Raw genomic sequence first — 24,497 nt, 5'->3', positions numbered from 1 at the left:
AGTGACCAGCCAGGTCAGCAGCCCAGCGGAGCAGGCCGACGGAAACGTCGCAGGAGAGCAGCGCGACACGGGCGACGCGAAGAACGTGCGGCGCCTGGACCGGGTGATCATCCGGTTCGCGGGGGACTCGGGTGACGGTATGCAGCTCACGGGTGACCGTTTCACCTCGGAGACTGCTTCTTTCGGTAACGATCTGTCCACTCTGCCGAATTTTCCTGCCGAGATCCGTGCGCCTGCCGGGACCCTGCCCGGTGTCTCCAGTTTCCAGCTGCACTTCGCCGACCATGACATCCTCACTCCGGGTGACGCGCCGAACGTGCTCGTCGCGATGAACCCGGCCGCTTTGAAGGCGAACATCGGTGATCTGCCGCGTGGCGCGGAGATCATCGTCGACACGGACGAGTTCACCAGGCGTGCCCTGCAGAAGGTCGGCTATGAGGCCTCCCCGCTGGAGGACGGCTCGCTGGACGGCTACAGCCTGCATCCGGTGCCGCTGACGACGCTGACGGTTCAGGCGCTGGGGGAGTTCGACCTGTCCCGCAAGGAGGCCGAGCGCAGCAAGAACATGTTCGCGCTGGGGCTTTTGTCGTGGATGTATCACCGGCCGACCGAGGGCACGGAGAAGTTCCTGCGGTCGAAGTTCGCGAAGAAGCCGCAGATCATGGCGGCGAACATCGCGGCGTTCCGGGCGGGCTGGAACTTCGGTGAGACCACGGAGGACTTCGCGGTCTCCTACGAGGTCGCTCCGGCCGCCCAGGCGTTCCCGGTGGGTACGTACCGCAATATCTCCGGCAACCTGGCCCTGGCCTATGGTCTGGTCGCCGCGTCCCGGCAGGCGGACCTGCCGCTGTTTTTGGGCTCGTACCCGATCACGCCGGCCTCGGACATCCTGCACGAGCTGAGCCGGCACAAGAACTTCGGTGTGCGTACCTTCCAGGCGGAGGACGAGATCGCGGGGATCGGTGCGGCGCTGGGTGCGGCGTTCGGCGGTTCGCTGGCGGTGACGACGACGTCGGGTCCGGGTGTGGCGCTCAAGAGCGAGACGATCGGGCTGGCGGTGTCGCTGGAGCTGCCGCTGCTGGTGGTGGACATCCAGCGGGGCGGGCCCTCGACGGGGCTGCCGACCAAGACCGAGCAGGCCGACCTGCTGCAGGCGATGTTCGGGCGCAACGGTGAGGCGCCGGTGCCGATCGTCGCGCCGCGGACCCCGGGGGACTGTTTCGGGGCGGCGCTGGAGGCGGCGCGGATCGCGCTGGCGTACCGCACGCCGGTGATGCTGCTGTCCGACGGCTACCTGGCCAATGGTTCCGAGCCCTGGCGGATCCCGGACCTGGAGGAACTGCCGGATCTGACGGTGCAGTTCGCGCAGGGCCCCAACCACACGCTGGACGACGGCACCGAGGTGTTCTGGCCCTACCGGCGTGATCCGCAGACCCTGGCCCGGCCGTGGGCCGTCCCGGGCACGCCGGGGCTGGAGCACCGCATCGGCGGGATCGAGAAGCAGGACGGCACGGGCAACATCTCCTACGACCCGGCCAACCACGACTTCATGGTCCGTACCCGGCAGGCCAAGATCGACGGGATCACGGTCCCCGACGTCGAGGTCGACGACCCGGACGGCGCCCGCACCCTGGTCCTGGGCTGGGGCTCCACCTACGGGCCGATCACGGCGGCGGTCCGGCGACTGCGCCGTCAGGGCAGGTCCATCGCCCAGGCCCACCTGCGCCACCTCAACCCCTTCCCCCGCAACCTCGCCACCGTCCTCAAGGCCTACGACAAAGTCGTGATCCCCGAGATGAACCTCGGGCAGCTCGCCACCCTGATCCGGGCGAAGTACCTGGTCGACGCCCACTCCTACAACCAGGTCAACGGCATGCCGTTCAAGGCCGAACAGCTCGCCACGGCCCTCAAGGAGGCCATCGATGACTGACGCCGGCAACGCGCTGCTGCACCTGGTTCCCAAGGCCGAGGCCAAGCAGTCGATGAAGGACTTCAAGTCCGACCAGGAGGTCCGCTGGTGCCCGGGCTGCGGTGACTACGCCATCCTCGCCGCCGTACAGGGCTTCATGCCCGAGCTGGGCCTGGCGAAGGAGAACATCGTCTTCGTCTCCGGCATCGGCTGTTCCTCCCGCTTCCCGTACTACCTCAACACCTACGGGATGCACTCCATCCACGGCCGCGCCCCCGCCATCGCCACGGGCCTGGCCACCAGCAGACGCGATCTGTCCGTGTGGGTGGTCACCGGTGACGGCGACGCCCTGTCCATCGGCGGCAACCACCTCATCCACGCCCTGCGCCGCAACGTCAACCTCAAGATCCTGCTGTTCAACAACCGGATCTACGGCCTGACCAAGGGCCAGTACTCCCCGACCTCCGAAGTCGGCAAGATCACCAAGTCGACCCCGATGGGCTCCCTGGACGCCCCGTTCAACCCCGTGTCCCTGGCCATCGGCGCCGAGGCCTCCTTCGTGGCCCGCACCATCGACTCCGACCGCAAACACCTCACCGACGTGCTGCGCCAGGCCGCCGACCACCCGGGCACGGCCCTGATCGAGATCTACCAGAACTGCAACATCTTCAACGACGGCGCCTTCGACGCCCTCAAGGACAAACAGCAGGCCGAGGAAGCACTGATCCGCCTGGAACACGGCAGGCCCATCCGCTTCGGCGCCGACGCGGCCCGTGGTGTCGTGCGCAACCAGACCACCGGCGACCTGGAGGTCGTCACCGTGACGCCCGGCAACGAGGCGGACATCCTCGTCCACAACGCCCACGCCACGTCCCCGACCACCGCCTTCGCCCTCTCCCGCCTCGCCGACCCCGACACCCTGCACCACACCCCCATCGGCGTCTTCCGCAACGTCGAACGCCCGGTCTACGACACCGCCATGGCCGACCAGCTCGACACCGCCATCGAGCAGAAGGGCAAGGGCGACCTCGCCGCACTCCTCGCCGGCGGCGACACCTGGACAGTCGTCGGCTAGCCGTCCAACGCTTGGCTACGAGGCCCGGGACTGGATTTCCCGGGCCTCGTCGTATGCCCGGCGCCTGTCGTCGTAGACCTGACGGGCCTGCTCCACCTCGCCCATGCGGTCGTGCGTCCACAGGGCGAGGGCGCGCACCTGCTCCGCCGCCTCACGGCCGAGGCCGGTGAGCGAGTAGTCCACCCGCGGCGGGATGACCGGCTTGGCGTCCCGGTGGACGAGGCCGTCGCGCTCCAGGGTCTGGAGGGTCTGGGTGAGCATCTTCTCGCTGACGCCCCGCCCGCCGACGGCACTGATCGCCCGGCGCAGCTCACTGAACCGGTACGGCCGTTCCAGCAGTTCGGTCAGGACGAGCACGCCCCAACGGCTGGTGACGTGCTCCAGGACGAGCCGGTGGGGGCACAGGGCCTCGGCGGCGTCCACCACCTTCTTGCTTACCTTCATGCCAGTACCTTACTTCAAAGTGGGTACTTTCGCTTGGTTAGTGCACCTCCTAGGGTGAGTGTCATACGGCAAAGGACACCCCCACAAGGAGTTTGCGAACCATGAGCATCGTCGTCACCGGAGCCACCGGACACCTCGGCCGCAACGTCGTGGAGCAGCTGCTGGAGAAGGTTCCGGCGGAACAGATCACCGCCGTCGTGCGCGACGAACAGAAGGCCGCCGACTTCGCTGCCCGCGGGGTGAAGCTCGCCGTCGCCGACTACAACGCGCCCGAGACCTTCGGCAGCCTCTTCGGCGCCGGCGACAAGGTCCTGCTGATCTCGGGCAACGAGTTCGACAAGGGCCGGGTGCAACAGCACAAGGTCGTCATCGACGCCGCCGGGGCGGCGGGCGTGGCGCTGCTCGCGTACACCAGCGCTCCGGGCGCCCTGAAGGCCGCCCTCGCGGACGACCACCGGGCGACGGAGGAGGTACTGCTCGCCTCCGGCCTGCCGTACACGCTGCTGCGCAACGGCTGGTACTTCGAGAACTACACCGAGAACCTCGCCCCGGTGCTGGAGCACGGCGCCGTCGTCCAGGCCGCCGGCGACGGCCGGATCTCCGCCGCCTCCCGTGCCGACTACGCCGCCGCCGCGGTCGCGGTGCTGACCGGCGCGGGCCACGAGAACAAGATCTACGAGCTGGGCGGCGACGAGCCGTTCGGCTTCGCCGAGTACGCCGCCGAGCTGAGCCGGCAGACCGGCAGGGAGATCGCCTACACCCCGGTCACCCCCGAGGCCCTCACCGGCATCCTGACCGGCGCCGGGCTGCCCGCACCGCTCGCCGAGATCCTGGCCGGTGTGGACGCCTCGATCGAGAAGGGCGAGCTGGTCGTCACCACCGGCGACCTCGCCCGTCTGACCGGCCGTCCGCCGCAGCGGCTGACCGAGGCGGTCGCGGCCGCGGTCAAGGGCTGAGCGTCACCCCCTCCGACTGTCATGACCGTATGGCGATACGGGCATGACAGCCAGGGGTGTGCGGCGCTACCTTCTTTCTCGCGCGTGCGAGTGTCACCAGAAGGAGGGGCCGTGAGCAGGACGTCCAGGAGCTCCCGGAGCGAAGACCGGACAGGCCTGCTGAACGGCTTGGCCGCCTACGGCCTGTGGGGGCTGGTCCCTCTGTTCTGGCCGCTGCTGAAGCCTGCCGGGGCGGTGGAGATCCTCGCCCACCGCATGGTCTGGTCCCTGGTCGTCGTCGCCGTCGCCCTGCTCTTCGTACGGCGCTGGGACTGGGCCGGGCAGCTGCTGCGCCAGCCGCGCCGGCTCGCGCTCGTCGCCGTGGCCGCCGCCGTCATCACCGTGAACTGGGGCGTCTACATATGGGCCGTGAACTCGGGCCATGTGGTCGAGTCGTCGCTCGGGTACTTCATCAACCCGCTGGTGACCATCGCGATGGGTGTGCTGCTGCTGAAGGAACGGCTGCGGCCCGTGCAGTGGGTGGCGGTCGCGACGGGCTTCGCCGCCGTCGTCGTCCTCACCGTCGGCTACGGCCGTCCGCCGTGGATCTCGCTCGTCCTCGCCTTCTCCTTCGCCACCTACGGCCTCGTGAAGAAGAAGGTCGGCCTCGGCGGCATCGAGTCGCTGGCGGCCGAGACCGCGATCCAGTTCCTGCCCGCGTTCGGCTATCTGCTGTGGCTCGTCGCCCACGGCGAGGCCAGCTTCGTGAACGACGGCGCCGGGCACGCCGCCCTGCTCGCCTCCACCGGACTGGTCACCGCGCTGCCGCTGGTCTGCTTCGGCGCGGCGGCGATCCGCGTGCCCCTGTCCACGCTGGGGCTGCTGCAGTACCTCGCCCCCGTCTTCCAGTTCCTGCTCGGCATCCTGTACTTCCACGAGGCCATGCCGCCCGAGCGGTGGGCCGGGTTCGCACTGGTCTGGCTGGCGCTGATCCTGCTCACGGGCGAGGCACTGCGTTCCGCGCGGCGCACGCGGGAGTCGCTGGTGGTGGCACGCGGCGGGAAGGCCGAGTCCGCGGCGGTGGACGTCTGACGGCTGTCCCGCGACTCCTCGAGAGCCGTCCGACGGCCGTTACCGGTGCCGCCGTTGTCGGTGCCGCGCGCTATAAGTGGCGCTCATGTCGACACAGACGCCCGCACCCCTGCACTGGAAGCTCGTCATCGACGCGGCCGACCCGCACACGCAGGCCGACTTCTGGGCCGCCGCGCTGCACTACACGGCCGAGGACAACAGCGCCCTGATCGAACGGCTGCTGTCCGCCGGCGCGCTGCCCGGCGAGGCCACGATCGAGTACCACGGCCGCCCCGCCTTCCGCGACCTGATCGCCGTACGGCATCCCGACGACCCGTACGATCCCGGGACCGGCACCGGTCTGGGCCGGCGCCTGCTCTTCCAGCGCGTCCCGGAGCCCAAGACGGTCAAGAACCGCCTCCACCTCGACCTGCACGCCGGCCCCGAGCGGCGCGCGGCGGAGCTGGCCCGGCTCCAGGCGCTGGGCGCACGGGTCGTACGCGAGGTGCAGGAGCCCGCCGGTCAGTGGCTGGTGCTGACGGACCCGGAGGGCAACGAGTTCTGCTTGCAGTAGGCCCCGTGGCGGCCGGGGTGACGACGTCTTGCGAGGGCCGGGCTCACGGCTGTGCGCCGCGGGCCGCACGGTCGGTCAGGCGGACCATGCGGGCGCGGGCGGACTCCAGGGGCTGCGGGTCGTCGGCGGCGGGGCCCGGCTCGGCGGTGAGGTCCGTCCACAGCTCGATCAGGTCGTGGCCCATCCGCAGGCCCTCCTCGGGGTCGCGCACCGCGCGCCAGGCGGTCGCAGCACTGCGCACGTTGCCGTAGGCGGCCTCCGTGTCCCGGGCCTGCCGGCGCAGCCGGGCGAGGTCCAGGGACTGCTCGAAGGCGCGGACCGGGTCGCCGTCCAAGTAGGAGATGTAGGCGGACAGTTCGCGCAGGTGCAGCACCTCGGCGTGGCCGGGGCCGAGCACGGTGGCCGCCTCGGTGACCGTACGGTCGGCGAGTTCCGCCGCCGCCTCGATCCGGCCCGCCCGCACGGCTTCGTTGATCCGCGTCATCGGCCCGGTCAGCAGCTCGGCGCCCTCCGCCGTCTCGGTCACGGGGCCGTCCCCGAGCACCTCCTCGGCCACGGCGTCGAAACCGCGGGCGGGCGTGTGGGCAGGGGTGTCGAAAGCCTCGGCGGGGATGTGGGCGAGGACCGGGGCGGGGGCGATGACAGGGGTGCGGGCAGAGGCGGCCGCCGCGGGTGCGGGCTCCTCGGCCCGCAGGACGTCGGCCTTGGGGACCTCGTCGACGGCCGTCAACACCGGGGCTGGTGACGGCACCGATACCAGTGACGGCACCAAGGCCGCCGCGGGCACCGAGACCGACGCCAGGGACTCCGTCATGACCGGCGGAGGGCCGAACTGTCCCGTGGGCGCCTGCACCGTCCCGGCCGGCACGGGCCCCGGCTCCGTCGGCCGCAGCTCCTGCCGGGCAGCCGTCCGTACCGCCTCGCCCGTGACGCGGCTGGAGCCGTCCGCCGAGACCTCCAGCGGAACCACGCAGCCGGCTCGCTCGTCATGGATCGTGGCGTGTATCGGGGCGCCGAGGCTGATGGCGAGGCGCTGGAGGTGGTTCAGCACCGCCTGCTGGATCTCCTCGCCCGGTGGCACCACCACCGACGTCCCGCCCACCGACGCGCCTCCGGTGCCGAACACCCGGACCGGTACCACCGCCGGGTGCTCCGCGGGCTGCTGCGCCCGCTTCTTCTCGAAGCTCAGTCGAGCCATCGGTTCTCCCTCACTCCCCCGGCATCGCGATCCGGTCGTACGCGTCCTGCCCACCAGTGTGTCGGCTCCCCACGGCTTCCGCGTCACCGCAGCGTCACAGCCTCGCACCAGGCGCGCCCTGGTCAAATTTGGTTGCGTATGCATAAAATGCACACGCCTTTAATCGTGGTACGACAGCACGCCCCTGGGAGACCCCATGAGCCGCCGCTTCCTGTTCCTGCTCGGCAGCGCCCGCACCGGTGGCAACACCGAGCTGCTGGCCCGCAGGGCGGCCGAGCAGCTGCCCGGTGACGTCGAACAGCGCTGGATCCGCCTCGCCGAGCACCCACTGCCCGACTTCGTGGACCTGCGGCACGACACCGAACACGTACGGCCGCCGCAGGACAGCAGCACCGGCCGGCTGCTGGACGCCACCCTGGCTGCCACGGACATCGTGATCGCCTCACCGCTGTACTGGTACTCGGTGTCCGGCCTCACCAAGCGCTACCTCGACCACTGGTCGGGCTGGCTGCGCACCCCCGGCCTGGACTTCAGGACGACCCTGGCCCACCGCACGCTCTGGGGCATCGCCGCGCTCGCCGACCGCGAGCCGTCGGTCGCCGACCCTTACGTCGGCACACTCAACAACTCGGCGGCCTACATGGGCATGCGCTTCGGCGGGGTCCTGCTGGGCAACGGCAGCGGGCCGGGCGACGTACTGCAGGACACGGACGCGCTCACGCGCGCGAAGACGTTCTTCGCGCAGGACGCGCCGCTCGCCCGTTTCCCGTACGCGACGGCCGCCGGATAGGCCCTACGCGCTGATGTCCTTCGTCGTGAACCTCGCCCAGGCCGCCGAGCCGAACACGGCCGCGTACAGCGCCTGCAGGCCGAGGTTCTTCTCCAGGTCGTCCCAGTAGACCGGGTCACGCATCAGGTCGGCGAACGACAGCCAGTAGTGCGAGAAGAAGTACGGCTGGAGCGCGTGCAGCTGGGGTATCTGGTCGAGGATCTGGATGGTGATGAGCAGCCCGACGGTGGTCGCCATCGCCGCGATCCCGCTGCCCGTGAGCGTCGACACGAACAGGCCGAGCGCGGCCACGCCGACCAGTGAGGCGGCGACGGCCAGGGCGATCAGCAGGGCCCGGCCGAGGCCCTCGGCGAAGCTGATCCGGGTGCCGGAGATCGTCATCAGGTCGCCCAGCGGGAACAGCAGCGCGCCGGTGATCAGTGCCGAGAGGGCGACGATCAGGGTGGCCAGCAGACAGAAGGCCAGCACGGTCGTGTACTTGGTGAGCAGCAGCCTGCCCCGGCCGGCCGGGGCGACCAGCAGATAGCGCAGGGTGCCCGCGCCCGCCTCGCCGGCTATCGCGTCGCCCGCTACGACGCCGACGGCCATCGGGAGGAAGAACGGCAGGGTCGCGGCCAGCGCCGTGAACACCAGGAACAGGCCGTTGTTGGTGATCTGCGAGATGAACGCCGGGCCCTGGCCGCCGTGGTCCGCCGACCCGCCGCCCCGCGTCTCGATCTTCACCGCGACCCCGACCAGCACCGGCACCGCGGCCAGCACCCCGAGCAGGGCGAGCGTGCGCCAGCGGCGCAGGGTCGTGACCAGCTCGCTGCGCAGCAGCCCGAACGTCCACAGCGGACTCGGCCGACGCGCGTCGGCCACCGGCGAGCCGGCCAGGAGTGTCTCAGCCCGCGACATCGAAGCCCTCCCCCGTCAGCGCCACGAACGCGTCCTCCAGGGAGGCCCGTTCGAGCGTGAAGCCGCGGACCCGCACGCCCGCCGTGACCAGGGCCGCGTTCACCTCGGCGAGGTCCCGCGCGGGTGGTTCGGCGATGACCCGGTCGCCGTCGGCACTGACATCTGCGACGCCCTGCTCCTTCAGCACCCGAGCCGCCTCGGCCGCGTCCGGAGTGGTCACCACCAGCCGGCCGCGCGCACCCGCCGCCAGGTCCGCCACCGCGCCCTGGGTGACGAGCCGGCCCTGCGCCATGACCGCCGCATGGGTGCACACCTGCTCGATCTCGTCGAGAAGATGGGAAGAGAGGAAGACGGTCGTGCCGTCGGCGGCCAGTTCTCTGATCAGCGTGCGGATCTCCCGCATGCCCTGCGGGTCGAGCCCGTTGGTGGGCTCGTCCAGCACGAGCAGCCGACGCGGCTGGAGCAGCGCCGCCGCGAGACCCAGGCGCTGCTTCATGCCGAGCGAGTACGCCTTCGCCTTCTTGCCGGCAGCGGCCGCGAGGCCCACCCGGTCCAGGGCGGCGGCGACGCGGGCGTGCCGGGTGCGGGGATCGGCGGTCGGGTCGGCGGCGTCGTAGCGCAGCAGGTTGTCCCGGCCGGAGAGGAAGCCGTACAGGGCTGGGCCCTCGATGAGCGCGCCGACCTCGGGAAGCACCGCACGGGCCGCCCGGGGCATCGGGCGGCCCAGCACGCTGGCCGTGCCTGCGGTCGGCTCGATGAGGCCCATCAGCATGCGGATGGTGGTGGTCTTGCCCGAGCCGTTCGGGCCGAGGAAGCCGAAGACGCTGCCCGCCGGGACGGTCAGGTCGAGACCGTCGACGGCGAGCTGTCCGCCGCGGTAGCGCTTGGTGAGACCGCGCGTGGCGATGACGCTCGCCTCCGCCTGCCCCGGGGCCCGCTCCCCCACGTCCCCCGCCTCCCGCCCCGTGACGGACGGTCCGTCCATCGGCTCCCCCTCCTCGGTTCGTCCTCCTGTGAAGAGTCAACGCACCGTCACGGCCCGTAGTGCCCGGATGGGGTTACTTTCCCTCGTTCGCCGCCTTCACCAGGGCGTCCTTGGTCACCGCGCCGGCGTAGACCTTGCCGTCGTCGGTGATCAGGGCGTTGACCAGGCGGGTGGAGAAGACCGTGCCCTTGCCGAACTTCCCGGAGACGTGGTCGCCGAGCGAGCCGAGGAAGCCGCCGAGTTCACCGGCCTTGGCACCGCCGGTCGGCAGGCCGCCCTTGGCGCCGGTGTCGAAGGTGGCGATGGACGTCCAGCCCTTGCCCAGGACCGTGGATCCGTCGCGGTGTGCGGCGAAGCCCTCGCCGGCCTTGGGCGCGTGCCGCCGTGCCGTGGCGTCCTCCTTGTGCTCGGTCACCTTCGCACCCTTGGGCGGGGTGAAGTCGAAGGTGGAGGCGGCCGGTTCGGCGAAGGAGACCTCGGTGAAGCCCGCGTCGACGACGGCGGCGCCGCCGCTCTTCGGGGTCAGGGTGAACTTGAGCGGCATGCCCGTCTTCGCGTCGACGGCGATGCTGATCGCGCCGACCGTGGTGCCGGACTGGCGAGGCTTGATCAGGAGCTTGTAGGCGGCGCGCCCGGCGACCTGCTCGGTGCCGTCGACGGTGACGGACGTGGTGCCGTCCACCGCCTTGAGCGCCTGGTCGGCGAAGTCCTTGGGCGTGGCCGGGGGCTCGGCCCGGTGGTCCTTGCCGGAGTCCGCGGAGGTGCTGTGGGAGACCGAGTTCGTCTTGCTGTCGTAACCCCACACGTTCGTACCGTTGCGGATGAGGCTGTACTCGGAGCCGCTCTCCAGCAGCGACAGCTTCTGCTTGTCGGGGCCGTCGGCCGCGACACGCAGCGTGTGCATGCCGGAGACCAGCTCGGTGAGCTTGGACTGCGGGTCGGCGGAGGAGCCGTCGCCGGCACCCTTGGCCGCTCCGGAGGCCAGGCTGCTCTCCAGGCCGCCGAGGTTCGGCAGGCCGAGGTCGGTGCTGATCTTCACGGTGCCGGACAGCTGCTGCACGTCCGACTTGGCGATCTTGTCGATGAGCTGCTGCGCGGTGATCTTGGGCAGGTCGGGGTCGCCGGAGGCGGCGAGCGCCGGGACCAGCCCGATCGTGGCCGCCGCCACCCCCACCACCGCGACCGGGACCGCGTACCGCGCGGCCTTGCGGCGTCCGGCGTGCGGTGCTGCGTCCCGCGCCTCGTCCGCTGCGTCGTCGGATTCGTACGGTGCCATGTGTGCCTTACCTCCGTCGTCGGCGGCGGCTTGTCCTCACCCTGGTCCACCCGAGCCGCCATTCTCACCCGAATCGGTGAGGAGTGGTGATGTCCGTGTTCTCCATCTCACCAAAAGGGCCGTGAAGAAGCGTCAGACCACGGAGCCAACTCCGTGTACGACTGCGGTATGACACGTAAGGGCGACGGCTCCCCCGCCCCCTAGGGGCCGGACCGGGTCGCCCGGGTGTCGCAGGATGCCTACGGCGGTTCGCGCCACATGGTCGCACGATCGCGCCCGATGACAGCGGACCGCCGGGCTTCGATCGTCGGGGCGTCAACACGCCGGCCGAAACGCCGGTGGTGTCAGGTGGTGTCAGCCCGCGCGGTGCACCACCGCGTCGCACAGGTTCTCCAGAGCCGCCTTGGCGTCGCAGTCCCGCAGCGGCGACAGCGCGGCCCGGGCCTCCTCGGCGTAGCGGACGGCGTCACGGCGGGCCTGATCCAGCGCGGGGTGTACGCGCAGCGCGGTCAGCGCCTCGGCGTGCCGGGCGTCGTCGCTGAGGTCGGAGTCCAGCAGCGCGCACAGCGCGAGGTCCTCGGGCTGCCCCAGCCGGGCCGCGCGCTCGCGCAGCCGGAGCACCGGCAGGGTCGCGATGCCCTCGCGCAGATCGGTGCCCGGGGTCTTGCCGGACTCGTCCGAGTCGGAGGTGATGTCCAGTACGTCGTCGGCGAGCTGGAAGGCGACCCCGAGCCGCTCGCCGTACTGGGACAGGACGTCGACGACCGTCTCGTCGGCACCGGACGTCATCGCGCCGAACCGGCACGACACCGCCACCAGCGAGCCCGTCTTGCCGCCCAGCACGTCCAGGTAGTGCTCGACCGGGTCGCGGCCGTCCGTGGGGCCGGCGGTCTCCAGGATCTGACCCGTGACCAGCCGCTCGAACGCGAGGGCCTGTACACGGACCGCCTCGGGCCCGAGGTCGGCGAGGATCTGGGAGGCGCGGGCGAAGAGGAAGTCGCCGGTGAGGACCGCGACGGAGTTGCCCCACCGGGTGTTGGCGCTGTCCACGCCGCGCCGCACGGCCGCCTCGTCCATGACGTCGTCGTGGTACAGCGTGGCGAGGTGGGTCAGTTCCACGACGACGGCCGACGGCACCACGCCCGGCGCATAAGGGTCGCCGAACTGGGCCGCGAGCATCACGAGCAGCGGCCGGAACCGCTTCCCGCCGGCCCGAACGAGGTGCTGCGCGGCCTCCGTGATGAACGGGACCTCGCTCTTGGTGGCCTCGAGCAAGCCTTCCTCGACAGCCGCCAATCCGGCCTGGACATCGGCTTCGAGAGCCTGGTCCCGCACGCTCAGCCCGAACGGCCCGACGACGGTCACGAGGGGTCTCCTGTCTGCTGGTGTCTGCTGGCGATTACACGGCTTGTCGATAGGTCGCTGCCATCACTCGAGTCAGCGTATCCGGTCCTGTTTCGATCACCGATAGCGCCCACCGGTCCAGCCCGGGCGGTATTGGATCATGACCGGTATGTTTTTTGATCAGACGGTAAGAACGGACATTTATCGACTTAACAGGAATCCATGCCTTTTGTCGCGAACCGGAGGGCGAGCGGAGTAACACCTCCACCCCTCCCCCGCGCGCCCGCGACCATCAGGACAACGACGGGCGCAGCGTCCCGGGTTCCACCGCCCCCTCGATCCACTCCCTCGACGCGCCCCCCGGAAGCCATGTCCGGGCCACCTTCCGGCCACCCCGCCCCCACTCCCGGCCACCCCCTTCACCCCCGTCTACCCCCATCCACCCCCTCCATCGCTTCCCGGCCGCACCCCGATCCCCGCTCACCCTCCCCCTTGCCGGTGCACTCCTCTCATTCACCATCCGGGCACACGCTCACACGCACGAGCAGACTCCCCCAATCCGTTATATCCGATTTGAGTTGATTTGCACTTTCGTGAGTTGGGTCACGCGGCCCCACTCCGGCGCGTCGGCCACCGAACCACCCCCACCCCTTGCCCCGTCGGCGAGTTGAGGGTTTTCGATCGCAAAGGATCAACTACCCCAAAGAGCACAGACCAAGGTCAAATAGTGCGTTGTGTGAATCAGGCACTTGTTCCCGACATGTGCCGTCGCATACGTTCCGGGCCTCGGGTGGACGCCGAATCCTGCCGCCACCCGCATAACCATCCACGAACACATTTCGTACGGCAGGAGCGGGGGACCCAGGTAAGTCGCCTGACCGGTCGGCACCCGTCGCACCGGAACGGCTAGGGGTGAAGCCGCGCTTTCCCAGGAAGGCACGGCCGGGCACCTCCCCGCCCGAACCCGACAGCTCACCTCGCAGGCGCCGGAGAGGAACGTCCCCATGTCTGCTGCCGCTCAGCCCCGCCGTACCCGGACCAACCGTCTCGTGCGCACCCTCGCCGTCGCCGGCACCGGTGCCGCTGTCCTCGCCCTGCCACTCATCGGGGCCGCCAGCGCCTCCGCCACCACGGGCACGACGACCACCAAGGCCGCCACGACCACGGCCGGGTACCCGAACACCCTCGACGGCTGGATCCGCAAGTCGCTCGCGATCCTGACCCAGAAGGGGATCCCCGCCTCCTATAACGGCATCTACCGCAACGTCATGCGGGAGTCCTCCGGCAACCCGCAGGCCATCAACCTCTGGGACTCCAACGCCGCCGCCGGCATCCCGTCCAAGGGCCTGCTCCAGGTGATCGACCCGACCTTCAACGCGTACCACGTGGCCGGCACCTCGTTCAACATCTACGACCCCGTCGCCAACATCACCGCGGCCTGCAACTACGCCGCCGCGCGCTACGGATCGATCGACAACGTCTACAGCGCGTACTGAGACACGGTGGCGGCCTGAGACACGGCCGCCGCTGACCCGGCTGCCCGGTGCGTACTGATGTGCCGGTCAGTCGGTCGGAAAGAGTCGTTCGAGGACGGCGGCGATGCCGTCGTCCTCGTTCGACAGAGTGATCTCGTCGGCCACCGCCTTGAGTTCGGGGTGGGCGTTGGCCATGGCGACCCCGTGTCCGGCCCAGTCGAACATGGGGATGTCGTTGGGCATGTCCCCGAACGCCAGGGCCTCCTGGGCTCCGATCCCCAAGCGCTCGGCGGCCAGTGCCAGCCCGGTCGCCTTGGTCACCCCGCACGGCTGCAGTTCCACGGTTCCCGGCCCCGACATGGTGACCGTCGCGAGCGAACCCACCACCGCGCGCGCGATGTCCGTCAACTCGTCGTCGCTCAGGGTGGCATGGCGCAGCAGCACCTTGCTGATGGGCTCGCTCCACAGGTCGTCGCGCCGGCCCACCCGCACCGCGGGCAGAGTCGGATGCGGCATCCGGTAGCCCGGCTCGATGAGCGTCAGCCCGTCGACACCGTCCTGGTCCACGGCCGCGTAGACCTGCCCCACCTCGGCCTCGATCTTGCCGAGCGCGGTCTCGGCCAGTCCCCGGTCCAGCCGCACCGACCACACCAGGCGGCCGGCCGCGGCGTCGTAGACCTGTGCGCCCTGCCCGCACACCGCGAGCCCGGTGCAGCCGAGGCGTGCCAGCAGCGGCCGTACCCGCGGGGCCGGGCGGCCCGTCACCACCAGGTGCCGACCGCCGGCCCGTGCCACCCGCGCGAGTGCCGCCAGCGACCGGTCGGAGACCGTGTCGTCGCCGCGCAGCAGCGTTCCGTCCAGGTCAGTGGCGATCAGTGCATATGCGGGGGAGGCTGCCATGATCAGAGAATACGGATACGGCGCCCCTCCGACTCACCTTGTCGTCCTGCGTACTTACGTGCTCATCAGCCCCAAGTGGCGCTTTGCGACTTCTTGTTGACCTCTCTCCAGCGCCCTCCGCGGTCAGCCGTGGGCCGCTGCCAGGTGTTTCGCCAGGTACGGGGAGGCGAACTCCGTACCGCACACGAAGCGCATGACCGGGCCGTACGACGACGCCGCCGGGAGGCCGGTGAAATACAGGCCGGGGACGGAGGAGACGCAGCCGGCGCCGAGCTTCGGGGTGCCGCGGCTCGTGGCGAGCCGGGTGCGCAGTCCATGGCCGAGGAAGTCCATCGCCGCGAGGGCGACACGGTAGCCGGTGGCCGCGATGACGTGGTCGGCGGCGAGCCGCTCGGTACGGCCGCCGTGCGTGCGGACGGTGAGCACGGGGCTGCCGTCGCACACCTCGGCGGACACGACCCGCTCGACGTCCTGGACCTGCACGTGCGCCTCGAACCGCTCACGCAGCCACCAGGCGCCGAGCGGCCCGAGGACCCGGCGGACCAGGTAGTGGCGCGTGGCCTCGGGCAGACGGTGGTAGGGGTGCGGGTAGTAACTGAGCGCCCACAGCGACCAGGCGCGGCCGAAGGGGGACTCGGGGCGCAGTCTCGGCTGCTCCCAGGGCGGGGCGCCGAAGGCGACCCGGCCGCGCCCGCGCGCGACCACGCGCACGCGTGCACCCGCTTCGGCGGCAAGTGCCGCCGTCTCCAGCGCGGACTGGCCGGCGCCGACGACGATCAGCTCCCGGCCGGCGAACCGGCCCAGGTCGTGATGCTGGGAGCTGTGCGAGACCGGGCCCGTGAGGGACGGTCCGTCGGCCGCGGCGGCCGCCAGCTCGGCCGGGAGGTGTGCAAGGCCCGACAGGCCGGTGGCGACGACGACCGCGCGCGCGGTGAACAACTCCCCCGAGTCCAGTTTGAGTTCGAAGCCGCCGCCGGTGGCGCGAACCGCGACACGGTCCACGGAGACCACGCGCACCCGCTCCAGGTCGGGCAGCAGCTTCTGCTGGAACCACTCGCCGTAGGCGATGAAGGTCTCCACCGGGATGACGTCCTCGTCCGTCACCAGACGGCTGATCCCGGCCGCGTCGCAGTAGTCCGCGAGGGTGTGGCCGGGCTGGGGGCAGTCGAGGCTGGAGGCGGCGGGTGTCGACTTGAGGATCATGCCCTCGGGCATGTGGTCGCGCCAGCTGACCATGGGGTCGCCGAAGACACGGACGGGAATGCCACGCGCCCGTAGATGGGCGGCGGTGGACAGGCCGAACGGCCCGGCCCCGATGACTGCAACCGGTCGAGTCACGAAGTCCCTCCCCAGGACACAGTGCGCCACGCGTGGTGGCCTTGCCTACTTCGTGGAGGTGCCGCTGCCGCGGCGGTGGGTCCGCCACAGCTGGTACAGGTGCTTCGCGCCCGGGCGCACGAAGCGGGCGAGCATCGTGAGGAACGGCAGCGGGTCGTCGCCCGCGAACCAGGCCAGCTCGGTCCCGCTCGCCTTCGCGGGCGCGTGCGGCGTCGTATAGCCGCTGCGGCGGTAGGCGAGGAGGGCGGGCAGGTCGATGTTCTCCACGACGTAGCGGTGGCCGGCGCGCTGTTCCCCCTCCGGTACGGCGCGGCCGGTCAGATCGAGGTGCATGGCGCGTACGACGTCCACCCCCGACTCGTTCTCGAAGAGCCGGAACTGGGCGCCCATGCGCGGGTTGAAGTCGAGGAGTTTGTACTGTCCGTCGCGCCGGTCGAAGCGCAGGTCGAGGTCGATGATGCCGCTGAAGCCGATCTGTTTGATGAAACGTGCGGCGAGGTCGGCGAGTTCCGGGTTGTCGACGACGTACGCGTTCGCCGTCATGCCGGCGTGCGGCGGCCACGAGCGGACCTTGACGCCGGTGAACAGCGCGAGCGGAGCGGAGTCCGGGCCGAAGCAGGCGTGCACGATCCAGTCCTCGGCCTCCTCGCGCGGCAGGTACTCCTGGAGGATCACGCCCGGTTCCTCGCCCCAGTCGCGGGCCAGCGTGAGCAGGCCCTCGCGGGTGGCGATCCGCGTGGTGCCGTTCACGGCCGGCCGGCGGCGCCGCACGAACGCCTCGCGGTTCTTGGCCACCACCGGAAAGCGGGCCGTGCCGGCGAAGTCGACGATGTCGTCGTAGGACTCCGGGAACGCGGCCGCCGGGGTCGCGATGCCGTGCTCGACGCACAGTTCGTGCAGTCCCTGTTTGCTCGCTAGCCGGCGCGGCAGCGCGGGATCGACCTTCGGGAAGAGAAAAGATCCGGCCAGTTCGTCCTGGTGCTCGGCGATCAGGACGGCCGCCTCTTCGTCCGTGGGTACCAGAACGGCCGGACGGCCGATCCGGCGCCCGATGCGCAGCAGCCCCTCGACCAGGTGGCCCGGGTCCTCCGCGCCGGTCGTGGGCCACACGAACGCCTTCTCCAGGTAGCGCGAGGACGCCGCGGGCGTGTACGGATCCTCGGTGATGGCGTACATGGGCACGCCGAGGCGGCCCAGGCTGCGGATGGCGCCCACTCCGCCATGGTGCAGCGGATAGTCGCCGAACTTCACGATCAGTCCTGGCACGTCACGGTCCGCTTCGAACGGCACACCGACGGCGTCTCCGGCCACGGGTCCCCCCACGTGTCCCCCCAACGGAACGGATCCAGCCCGTCCGTGTCCCCAAAGGACGCTAAGCCGGAATTGCCCGCTCCGACAAGCCCTATTCGGCGTCTATTCGGACATTGCGAACCCTTTAGGCACCACGGGGGCAACCTTCGGGGCACCTCTTGGGCCGCACGTCCGGGCACACCTCGGGTCACACCTCGGGGCACGCCTCGGGGCTCTGCCCAAGACACACATCACAGCCGTAACGTGTGGCGCGACCACATGGAACGCATCGCCATGCATGCCCCGGATGAGAGTGAGGCAGCACCCCATGCCCCCCTTCGACGTCCCCGAAGGCGACCCCTTCGGCCCGCACAACCTTCCCTATGGCGTGTTCTCGCCCTCTGGCAGCACAGAGCGGAGGGTCGGCGTCCGTCTCGGGGACCACGTTCTCGACGCGGGCGCCGCGGCAGCGGCCCTGGGCTCGCCGCACCAGTCGCTGCTCGCCCGCCCCACGCTGAACACGCTGCTGGCCGCCGGCCGCGCGACCTGGTCGGAGGTACGGCGCGCGATCACGGCCTGGGTCACGGACCCGGCGCACCGCGCGACACTGGAGCCGCTGTTCCGCCCCCTGTCAGAGGTGACGCTGCACCTGCCCTTCGAGGTAGCGGACTACGTCGACTTCTACGCCTCGGAGCACCACGCCCGTAACGTCGGCCAGATCTTCCGCCCCGAGGCCGCGGACTCCCTCACCCCCAACTGGAAGCATCTGCCGATCGGTTACCACGGCCGCTCCGGCACGGTCGTCGTCTCCGGCACGGACGTCGTACGGCCTTCCGGGCAGCGCAAGGGCCCGGGCGACCCGACACCCGTGTTCGGCCCGTCGATCAGGCTCGACATCGAGGCCGAGGTCGGCTTCGTGGTGGGCGTCCCCTCCGAGATGGGCCGCCCGGTCGCGCTGGGCGGCTTCCGCGACCACGTGTTCGGCCTCTGCCTCCTGAACGACTGGTCCGCGCGCGACATCCAGGCCTGGGAGTACGTCCCGCTCGGCCCCTTTCTCGGCAAGTCCTTCGCCACCTCGGTGTCGGCGTGGATCACCCCGCTGGAAGCGCTGGAGCACGCGCGCGTGGCCGCTCCGGAGCGCACCCACCCGCTGCTGCCCTATCTGGACGACTCGGCGCCGGACATCGAACCCAGTGGCTACGACCTGCGGATCACCGTCGCGATCAACGGCCAAGCGGTCGCCGAACCGCCGTTCTCGACGATGTACTGGACCGCAGCCCAGCAGCTCGCCCACATGACCGTGAACGGCGCCTCGCTGCGCACCGGCGACCTGTACGGCTCGGGCACGGTCAGCGGCCCCGAGGAACGCCAGCGCGGCTCCCTGCTGGAACTGACGTGGAACGGCAGCGAGCCTCTCGAACTCCCCGACGGCAAGCGTGGCTTCCTGGAGGACGGCGACGTGGTGACGCTGTCCGCGTGGGCCCCCGGCGCGGACGGACGCCGGGTCGGGCTGGGCAAGGTCAGCGGACGAGTCGTGGCGGGCTGAACCGCCTCTTGTAGCCCGAGATCGAGACAGGTTTCACCGGAGCGAGCACCTTGTGCTCACCGCCTGGTACAGGCGGTGAGCACAAGTCGTGCTTCCACGGAGGACGACCATGCAGGAAGTGCCGAACGGATCACTTCCGAGACCTGACTCACATCGCCCCGCACCGTCATACTGGGCGGACCGGCACCATGCGACGCGCCCGGGCGCGTCGCCCCGCACCACCCGCACCCGCACACCTCTCCGACCAGGAACCGGAGCCCTGGCATGACCGTCTGCCTGCTCCTGCTGAGCGTCGTCGCCCTGACGGCCGCGCTGCCGGCACCGCGTGCGCTGACCCGTGCCACCTGGCCCGAGCGGGAACCCGTGGTCGCGCTGTGGGTGTGGCAGTGTCTGGTCGCCACCGTCCTGCTGTGCTGCCTGGCCGCACTGATCCTGGGCACGGCGGCCGTCTTCCACACCGTCCGCGACCGCGTCTTCGCCCCCGCGCCGCCCTCCGTCACCGCCGCGTACGACCTCGCCGCCGCACCGGTGTGGGCCACCACGCTCACCCTGCTGCTGGCCTTCGGAGCCGCCTGGACGACGGCGATGCTGGCCCGCGAACTCGTCGAGGCCCGGCGCAGCCGCGGTCACGCCCGGGCGCAACTACGCGAACGCGCCCCCGACCTGCCGGCCGGACTGCCGGCGGCACGCGGCCCGGTGCTGGTGCTCGAGGACGAGTACCCGGACGCCTGGTGGATGCCGGGCCACCCGCCGCAGCTGGTCGTCACCACAGGGGCGCTGCAACGGCTCACCGACCACCAGCTGGACGCCGTCCTCACCCACGAACGCGGACACGCGCGTGCCCACCACAACTGGCTGCTGCACCTGTCCACCGCGCTGGCCACGGGCTTCCCGCGCGTCCCGCTCTTCGCCCACTTCTGCGACCAGACGCACCGCCTGGTCGAACTGGCCGCCGACGACACGGCGTCCCGGCGCTGCGGCCACCTCACCACGGCCCTGGCCCTGATCGAGCTGAACCAGCACCGGGGCGTCCTGTCCTGCGACTCCAGCCGCCGTCTGCTGGGCGAGCGCGTGGACCGGCTGCTGGAGCCCCCGCCACGGCTGCTGCGCCGGCACCGGGCCCTGACGACGACGGTGGCCGCCCTGGTGCCGCTGCTGCCGCTGCTGATCACGTTCGCCCCGGGGCTGACAGCACTGTCCTGACCGGGTCCACCGGGTGGCAGATCTTCCCGACCGGAGAGGCAATGCCGCAGCTCAGCGACGTATCCGAGGCCACCTCACCTGGCGCAACACTTCGGCAACACGACTTTCCCTACCGCATCGGTATGGTTCCAGCCATGCCACCCACCGACCGCCCCCGTGACCACGCCGGTCAGGGCGCCGCGACCACCGTCGCCGCCCACCGCACGCGTCGTCGGCTGCGCGCGGACCGGGCCCGGCAGCTCGCTGACCTGCTGCGTCACCAGATCATCGGCGGCGCATTCCCGAACGGCCCCCTCCCCCACGAGTCGACCCTCGCCACCGACTACCGCGCCTCCCGCAACACCGTCCGCCAGGCCCTGGACCTCCTGCGGGCCGAAGGCCTGGTGGAACGGCTGCCCGGCGTCGGCACCGTGGTCGTCGCCCGGAAATACCCGCACGGGCTCGACCGTCTGATGGGCCTCGCGGAAACCCTCCGCGAACACGGCCGCGTCACCAACGAGGTCCGCACCATGGGCCCCGCCCCCGCACCCGCCCCGGTGGCCGACCGCCTCGGCATCCCGGCCGGCGCCGACGTCCTGTACATCGAGCGCCTGCGCCGCCTCAACGGCCTTCCCCTCTCCCTCGACCTCACCTACATCCCGCTCGATCTCGGAACCGCCCTGCTCGGCGCCGACCTGGAGAACACCGATGTCTTCCGCCTCCTGGAAGCCATCACCGGCCAGCGTCTCGGCCACGCCGAGATCACCCTGGAGGCGGTGAACGCGGACGCCCACTCCGCCGCCGTGCTCCAGGCACCGCGCGGCGGCGCCGTACTGATGCTGGAACGCCTCACCCACCTCGCCGACGGACGCCCCGTCGACCTGGAGTTCATCCGCTTCCGCGGCGACCGCATCACCATGAGCGGCCTGCTGCACCGGTCGCTGTAACCGGCCGCCGCACCCACCCTTGCCGCACGTTTCCTGGAGACAGCCATGCCCTTGGCGCCCCAGCGGGCCGACGTGCCCGTGACCATTGACGAGTCGAAGTGCATCGACGGCTGCACCCTCTGCGTGGACATGTGCCCGCTGGACTCCCTAGCCATCGACGACAGCACCGGCAAGGCGTACATGCACGTCGACGAGTGCTGGTACTGCGGCCCGTGCGCGGCCCGCTGCCCCACCGGGGCCGTCACGGTCAACATGCCCTACCTGCTGCGGTGAGAGGTACAACCACCATGAAACGCACGGCAGTCGCACTGTCCGCCGCCGCGCTGCTCCTTCCCCTGTCGGCGTGCGGCGGCAGCGCCGAAGCGGGCAGCGGCTCCACGGTCACCGTGACCGTCGGCTACCAGTCCAAGACCATCAACACAGTCACCGCCGGGACACTGCTGCGTTCCCTCGGATACTTCGAGCAGCAGCTCAACTCCCTGCACGACGGCCACACCTACAAGGTGGACTGGCAGGACTACGCCACCGGCGCCCCGATCACCGCCCAGATGACCGCTGGAAAGATCGACATCGGCTCGATGGGTGACTTCCCGCTGCTGCTCAACGCGGCCCGCGGCAAGCAGCTCGGCCGCCCCACCCACCTGGTCTCGGTGACCGGGTACAACCTGCGCGGTGGCCTCAACACGGTGGTGACCACGCCCGGTTCGCAGCTCGCCTCGCTGAAGGACCTGAAGGGCAGGAAGATCTCCACGAGCATCGGCTCCGCAGCCGACGGCACCCTCGTACGGGCCCTGCAGCGCGCCGGCATCGACCCGGACAAGGACATCTCCAAGCTCAACCAGCAGCCCGCCGTCGGCGCCTCGGCGCTCTCCTCCGGCAGCGTGGACGCTCTGTCGCAGTTCGTCGCCTGGCCCGGCCTGCTCGTCTTCCAGAGCAGGGCGAAGGCGCTGTACGACGGCGCACAGCTGAACCTGCCGACCTTCCACGGCGTGACCGCCCGCGAGGACTTCACCCACCGGCACCCGGTGGTCCTGGAGGCCTTCCTCAAGGCCCAGGCCGAGGCGACGGACTACCTCAACGCCCACCCCGTCACCGCCGCGGAGAAGGTCGCCCGGGCCACCGGCCTGCCCGCCGAGGTGGTCTACCTCTACAACGGCGCCCACGGCATCGCCACCTTCGACCCTGCCGTCAGGCCCCAGCTCGTGTCCGCGCTGAAGCAGGACGTGTCCGTGCTGAAGGCCGCCAAACTGACCGGCGACATCGACGTGGACTCCTTCGTCGACGACCAGTACGTGAAGAAGGCCCTGGGGGCGTCCTACGCCAAGCGGCTCACCGCCCCGCCCGCGCCGGCCGCGGGCGAGGTGTGGGCCAAGGGCAGCGACAAGACGGTCTCCTTCAAGTCCGCCCGTGAGCTGCTGACTTACGTAGCCCGCCACCAGGCCGGAATTCGCGCCGCCTACGCGCCCGACGCCATCACCGGAACGCTCTGGTTCGCCGACAAGGCCCTCTGGGTGGCCGACGGCAAACAACTGCTGCCCTTTGTCACCCCGGCGACCGCGCAGGCCTACCTCACCGCCCACGGCGGCGCCCGTACCGTGTCGTACCGCGAGGCTCTGGAGCGCGCCTCATGACCCGGCCACCCGTTGCCCGGTATGCGCTGCGCACCGCCTCCCTGGTGGTCTTCCTCGGTCTGTGGCAGCTGCTGACCAGCCAGAAGGTAGACCTGTGGCTGCGCTTCTCGCAGTTTCCCACGGCCACCGACGTGGCGCGTGCCTTCGCCGATCGGATCTCCGGCAGCGACTACTGGACCGACCTCACCGACAGCCTCACCCGCATCCTCACCGGCTTCGCGCTGGCGGCCGTCCTGGGTGTGGCGACCGGCGTGCTCGTGGCCCGTTCCCGGCTCGCCGAGGATCTGCTCGGCCCGGTCCTGGAGGTGATCCGTCCCATCCCGGCGATCGCCCTTGTCCCGGTCGCGATCCTGCTGTTCCCCTCGAACGAGCAGGGCATCGTCTTCATCACCTGCGCCGCCGCCTTCTTCCCCGTGCTGGTCTCCACCCGGCACGCGGTCCGCGCGCTGACCCCGGTCTGGGAGGAAGCGGTACGCACCATGGGCGGCAGTCGGCTGCGGATCCTCGGTTCGGTCGTGCTGCCCGGCGCACTGCCCGGCATCTTCGGAGGGCTGTCGGTCGGCATCGGCGTGTCGTGGATCTGCGTGATCTCCGCCGAGATGATCTCCGGCCAGTACGGTGTCGGTTACCGCACCTGGCAGGACTACACGGTGGTGGACTACCCCGGCGTCTTCGTCGGCATGGTCACCATCGGTGTCCTCGGCTGGGTCACCTCCACGGCCGTGGAACTTGTCGGCCGGCGTCTGACCCGCTGGCTGCCCCGCACCTCGTACGTCCCCGGTGGCCGTGCCCGCGTGCCCCGGCCTGCCGTGGCCCCCGTCCGCGCCGAGCGAGATGCCGAGCATCACACCCAGCCCGAGCAGCAGGGCCACAAGAACACCAAGGAGGCCGGCCATGAGCACCTCGTCTGAGACCATCACCGCTCCCGGCGCACCGGCGCCGGCGTCGGAGGCCGTACGCGGCACCCGGCTCGCCTTCCGCGGCGCCGTACTCGGCCGCCCGGACGCTCCGGTGCTGTACGACATCGACCTGGACGTCGCCCCTGGTGAGATCCTCACCGTCGTCGGCCCCTCCGGCTGCGGAAAGTCCACGCTGCTGCGCACCCTCGCCGGGCTACTGCCTGCGCTGGGCGGCACGGCCGAGTTGGACGGCAGCCCGCTGACCGGGCCGTCGGCCGACCGTGCGCTGGTCTTCCAGGAGGACGCGCTGCTGCCCTGGCGCACCTTGCGCGGGAACGTCGAACTGCCGCTTGCCATCAGTGGTGTACCACGCGGTGAACGGCGTGTCCGGGCCGAGTCCTGGCTGGAGCGTGTCGGACTCAGCGCACAGGCAGGGCAGTTGCCGCACCGGGTCTCGGGCGGGCAGCGCCAGCGCGCCCAATTGGCCCGCGCGCTCGCCGACAGCCCACGCGCGGTCCTCATGGACGAGCCCTTCGGCGCCCTCGACGCCCAGACCCGCTCCGGCATGCAGGACCTGCTGGTGGAGGTGCTCCGCGGCACGGGCGCGACCGTCGTCTTCGTCACGCACGACGTTGACGAGGCCCTCTTCCTCGGCGACCGCGTGGCCCTGCTCGGCGCCGGCCGAATGGCCGCCGTACGCGACGTCCCGGGGCCCCGCGACCGCGGCGCCATGGACGACCCGGCACGTGTGGCCTTGCGCCGCGGCATCCTGACCTCGCTCGGCTCGTGAA

The 24,497-nt window shown here is 70.8% G+C and carries 23 protein-coding genes and 1 riboswitch; of the genes, 14 read left to right on the top strand and 9 right to left on the bottom strand.

Going from position 1 to position 24,497, the window contains the following annotated elements; translation table 11 throughout:
• Position 1 precedes the first annotated feature (1 nt).
• Complete coding sequence (locus GQF42_RS25720; RefSeq protein ID WP_158923673.1) at positions 2–1,930, top strand: 2-oxoacid:acceptor oxidoreductase subunit alpha; 1,929 nt, start codon at positions 2–4, stop codon at positions 1,928–1,930.
• Positions 1,923–2,984, top strand: coding sequence for a 2-oxoacid:ferredoxin oxidoreductase subunit beta (locus tag GQF42_RS25715; RefSeq protein ID WP_158923671.1), 1,062 nt, complete (start codon positions 1,923–1,925; stop codon positions 2,982–2,984). Before GQF42_RS25720 ends, GQF42_RS25715 begins: the two co-directional genes overlap by 8 nt.
• A gap of 15 nt (positions 2,985–2,999) precedes the next feature.
• Here the strand turns inward: GQF42_RS25715 and GQF42_RS25710 are convergent, their stop codons facing one another.
• Positions 3,000–3,428: a winged helix-turn-helix transcriptional regulator gene (locus GQF42_RS25710; RefSeq protein WP_158923669.1), complete on the bottom strand. Its 429-nt coding sequence runs from the start codon at positions 3,426–3,428 to the stop codon at positions 3,000–3,002.
• A gap of 101 nt (positions 3,429–3,529) precedes the next feature.
• On the opposite strand from GQF42_RS25710, the gene GQF42_RS25705 reads away from it, so the two are divergent.
• The 3 genes from GQF42_RS25705 to GQF42_RS25695 all read left to right on the top strand — a co-directional run bounded on the left by GQF42_RS25705 (position 3,530) and on the right by GQF42_RS25695 (position 6,008).
• Positions 3,530–4,384, top strand: coding sequence for an SDR family oxidoreductase (locus tag GQF42_RS25705; RefSeq protein WP_158923667.1), 855 nt, complete (start codon positions 3,530–3,532; stop codon positions 4,382–4,384).
• Positions 4,385–4,405: 21 nt separating this feature from the next.
• Complete coding sequence (rarD, locus tag GQF42_RS25700) at positions 4,406–5,455, top strand: EamA family transporter RarD (protein WP_158923665.1); 1,050 nt, start codon at positions 4,406–4,408, stop codon at positions 5,453–5,455.
• An 85-nt stretch (positions 5,456–5,540) separates the two neighbouring features.
• Positions 5,541–6,008 (top strand): VOC family protein, encoded by a 468-nt coding sequence (locus GQF42_RS25695; protein WP_158923663.1) that lies wholly within the window; start codon positions 5,541–5,543, stop codon positions 6,006–6,008.
• A gap of 43 nt (positions 6,009–6,051) precedes the next feature.
• On the opposite strand, the gene GQF42_RS25690 is transcribed toward GQF42_RS25695, so the two are convergent.
• Complete coding sequence (locus GQF42_RS25690; protein WP_199272796.1) at positions 6,052–7,206, bottom strand: hypothetical protein; 1,155 nt, start codon at positions 7,204–7,206, stop codon at positions 6,052–6,054.
• A gap of 196 nt (positions 7,207–7,402) precedes the next feature.
• Here GQF42_RS25690 and GQF42_RS25685 point away from each other — a divergent pair, with 196 nt between their 5' ends.
• Positions 7,403–7,996 carry a flavodoxin family protein gene (locus GQF42_RS25685; RefSeq protein ID WP_158923661.1) on the top strand — a complete coding sequence of 198 codons (594 nt, stop codon included), beginning with the start codon at positions 7,403–7,405 and terminating at the stop codon, positions 7,994–7,996.
• Positions 7,997–7,999: 3 nt separating this feature from the next.
• Here GQF42_RS25685 and GQF42_RS25680 read toward each other — a convergent pair whose 3' ends face one another.
• The 4 genes from GQF42_RS25680 to GQF42_RS25665 all read right to left on the bottom strand — a co-directional run bounded on the left by GQF42_RS25680 (position 8,000) and on the right by GQF42_RS25665 (position 12,519).
• Positions 8,000–8,893, bottom strand: a complete 894-nt coding sequence (locus tag GQF42_RS25680) for an ABC transporter permease (protein WP_158923659.1) — start codon at positions 8,891–8,893, stop codon at positions 8,000–8,002.
• The gene (locus GQF42_RS25675; protein WP_233273463.1) at positions 8,880–9,878 is read right to left on the bottom strand and encodes an ABC transporter ATP-binding protein; all 999 of its coding nucleotides are present in this window, start codon (positions 9,876–9,878) and stop codon (positions 8,880–8,882) included. The genes GQF42_RS25680 and GQF42_RS25675 overlap by 14 nt, the downstream gene beginning before the upstream one ends.
• Before the next feature lie 73 nt (positions 9,879–9,951).
• Positions 9,952–11,154, bottom strand: coding sequence for a LolA family protein (locus GQF42_RS25670; protein ID WP_158923657.1), 1,203 nt, complete (start codon positions 11,152–11,154; stop codon positions 9,952–9,954).
• A 354-nt stretch (positions 11,155–11,508) separates the two neighbouring features.
• Positions 11,509–12,519, bottom strand: a complete 1,011-nt coding sequence (locus GQF42_RS25665) for a polyprenyl synthetase family protein (protein WP_158923654.1) — start codon at positions 12,517–12,519, stop codon at positions 11,509–11,511.
• Positions 12,520–13,321: 802 nt separating this feature from the next.
• Positions 13,322–13,499, top strand: a riboswitch (cyclic di-AMP (ydaO/yuaA leader).
• A gap of 3 nt (positions 13,500–13,502) precedes the next feature.
• Between GQF42_RS25665 and GQF42_RS25660 the strand changes: the two genes are divergently transcribed.
• Positions 13,503–13,994, top strand: a complete 492-nt coding sequence (locus tag GQF42_RS25660) for a transglycosylase SLT domain-containing protein (protein WP_158923652.1) — start codon at positions 13,503–13,505, stop codon at positions 13,992–13,994.
• A 66-nt stretch (positions 13,995–14,060) separates the two neighbouring features.
• Here GQF42_RS25660 and GQF42_RS25655 read toward each other — a convergent pair whose 3' ends face one another.
• From GQF42_RS25655 to GQF42_RS25645, 3 genes are all read right to left on the bottom strand, one after another.
• Positions 14,061–14,873, bottom strand: coding sequence for an HAD family hydrolase (locus GQF42_RS25655; protein WP_158923650.1), 813 nt, complete (start codon positions 14,871–14,873; stop codon positions 14,061–14,063).
• A gap of 123 nt (positions 14,874–14,996) precedes the next feature.
• On the bottom strand, positions 14,997–16,211 hold the full coding sequence (locus tag GQF42_RS25650) for an FAD-dependent oxidoreductase (protein ID WP_158923648.1): 1,215 nt from the start codon (positions 16,209–16,211) through the stop codon (positions 14,997–14,999).
• Between the two features lie 45 nt (positions 16,212–16,256).
• On the bottom strand, positions 16,257–17,501 hold the full coding sequence (locus GQF42_RS25645) for a carboxylate--amine ligase (RefSeq protein WP_158930588.1): 1,245 nt from the start codon (positions 17,499–17,501) through the stop codon (positions 16,257–16,259).
• 328 nt (positions 17,502–17,829) lie between these two features.
• On the opposite strand from GQF42_RS25645, the gene fahA reads away from it, so the two are divergent.
• From fahA to GQF42_RS25610, 7 genes are all read left to right on the top strand, one after another.
• Entirely contained in the window at positions 17,830–19,047 is a 1,218-nt protein-coding gene (gene fahA, locus GQF42_RS25640) for a fumarylacetoacetase (RefSeq protein ID WP_158923646.1), read from the top strand.
• Positions 19,048–19,311: 264 nt separating this feature from the next.
• Positions 19,312–20,250 (top strand): M56 family metallopeptidase, encoded by a 939-nt coding sequence (locus tag GQF42_RS25635; protein ID WP_158923644.1) that lies wholly within the window; start codon positions 19,312–19,314, stop codon positions 20,248–20,250.
• A 134-nt stretch (positions 20,251–20,384) separates the two neighbouring features.
• Positions 20,385–21,176 (top strand): GntR family transcriptional regulator, encoded by a 792-nt coding sequence (locus GQF42_RS25630; RefSeq protein WP_158923643.1) that lies wholly within the window; start codon positions 20,385–20,387, stop codon positions 21,174–21,176.
• Positions 21,177–21,221: 45 nt separating this feature from the next.
• Positions 21,222–21,449 (top strand): 4Fe-4S dicluster domain-containing protein, encoded by a 228-nt coding sequence (locus GQF42_RS25625; RefSeq protein WP_030180763.1) that lies wholly within the window; start codon positions 21,222–21,224, stop codon positions 21,447–21,449.
• A 14-nt stretch (positions 21,450–21,463) separates the two neighbouring features.
• On the top strand, positions 21,464–22,807 hold the full coding sequence (locus GQF42_RS25620) for an ABC transporter substrate-binding protein (protein WP_158923641.1): 1,344 nt from the start codon (positions 21,464–21,466) through the stop codon (positions 22,805–22,807).
• A complete protein-coding gene (locus GQF42_RS25615) occupies positions 22,804–23,718 on the top strand; it encodes an ABC transporter permease (RefSeq protein ID WP_233273462.1) in 915 nt (304 codons plus the stop codon). Before GQF42_RS25620 ends, GQF42_RS25615 begins: the two co-directional genes overlap by 4 nt.
• Positions 23,702–24,496, top strand: a complete 795-nt coding sequence (locus GQF42_RS25610) for an ABC transporter ATP-binding protein (RefSeq protein WP_158923639.1) — start codon at positions 23,702–23,704, stop codon at positions 24,494–24,496. Before GQF42_RS25615 ends, GQF42_RS25610 begins: the two co-directional genes overlap by 17 nt.
• The last annotated feature ends 1 nt before the right edge of the window (position 24,497 follow it).

Source organism: Streptomyces broussonetiae, from assembly GCF_009796285.1.
Taxonomy (GTDB): domain Bacteria; phylum Actinomycetota; class Actinomycetes; order Streptomycetales; family Streptomycetaceae; genus Streptomyces; species Streptomyces broussonetiae.
Note: the sequence above shows the minus strand (reverse complement) of the source record. Positions and strands in the feature narration are given on the sequence as shown.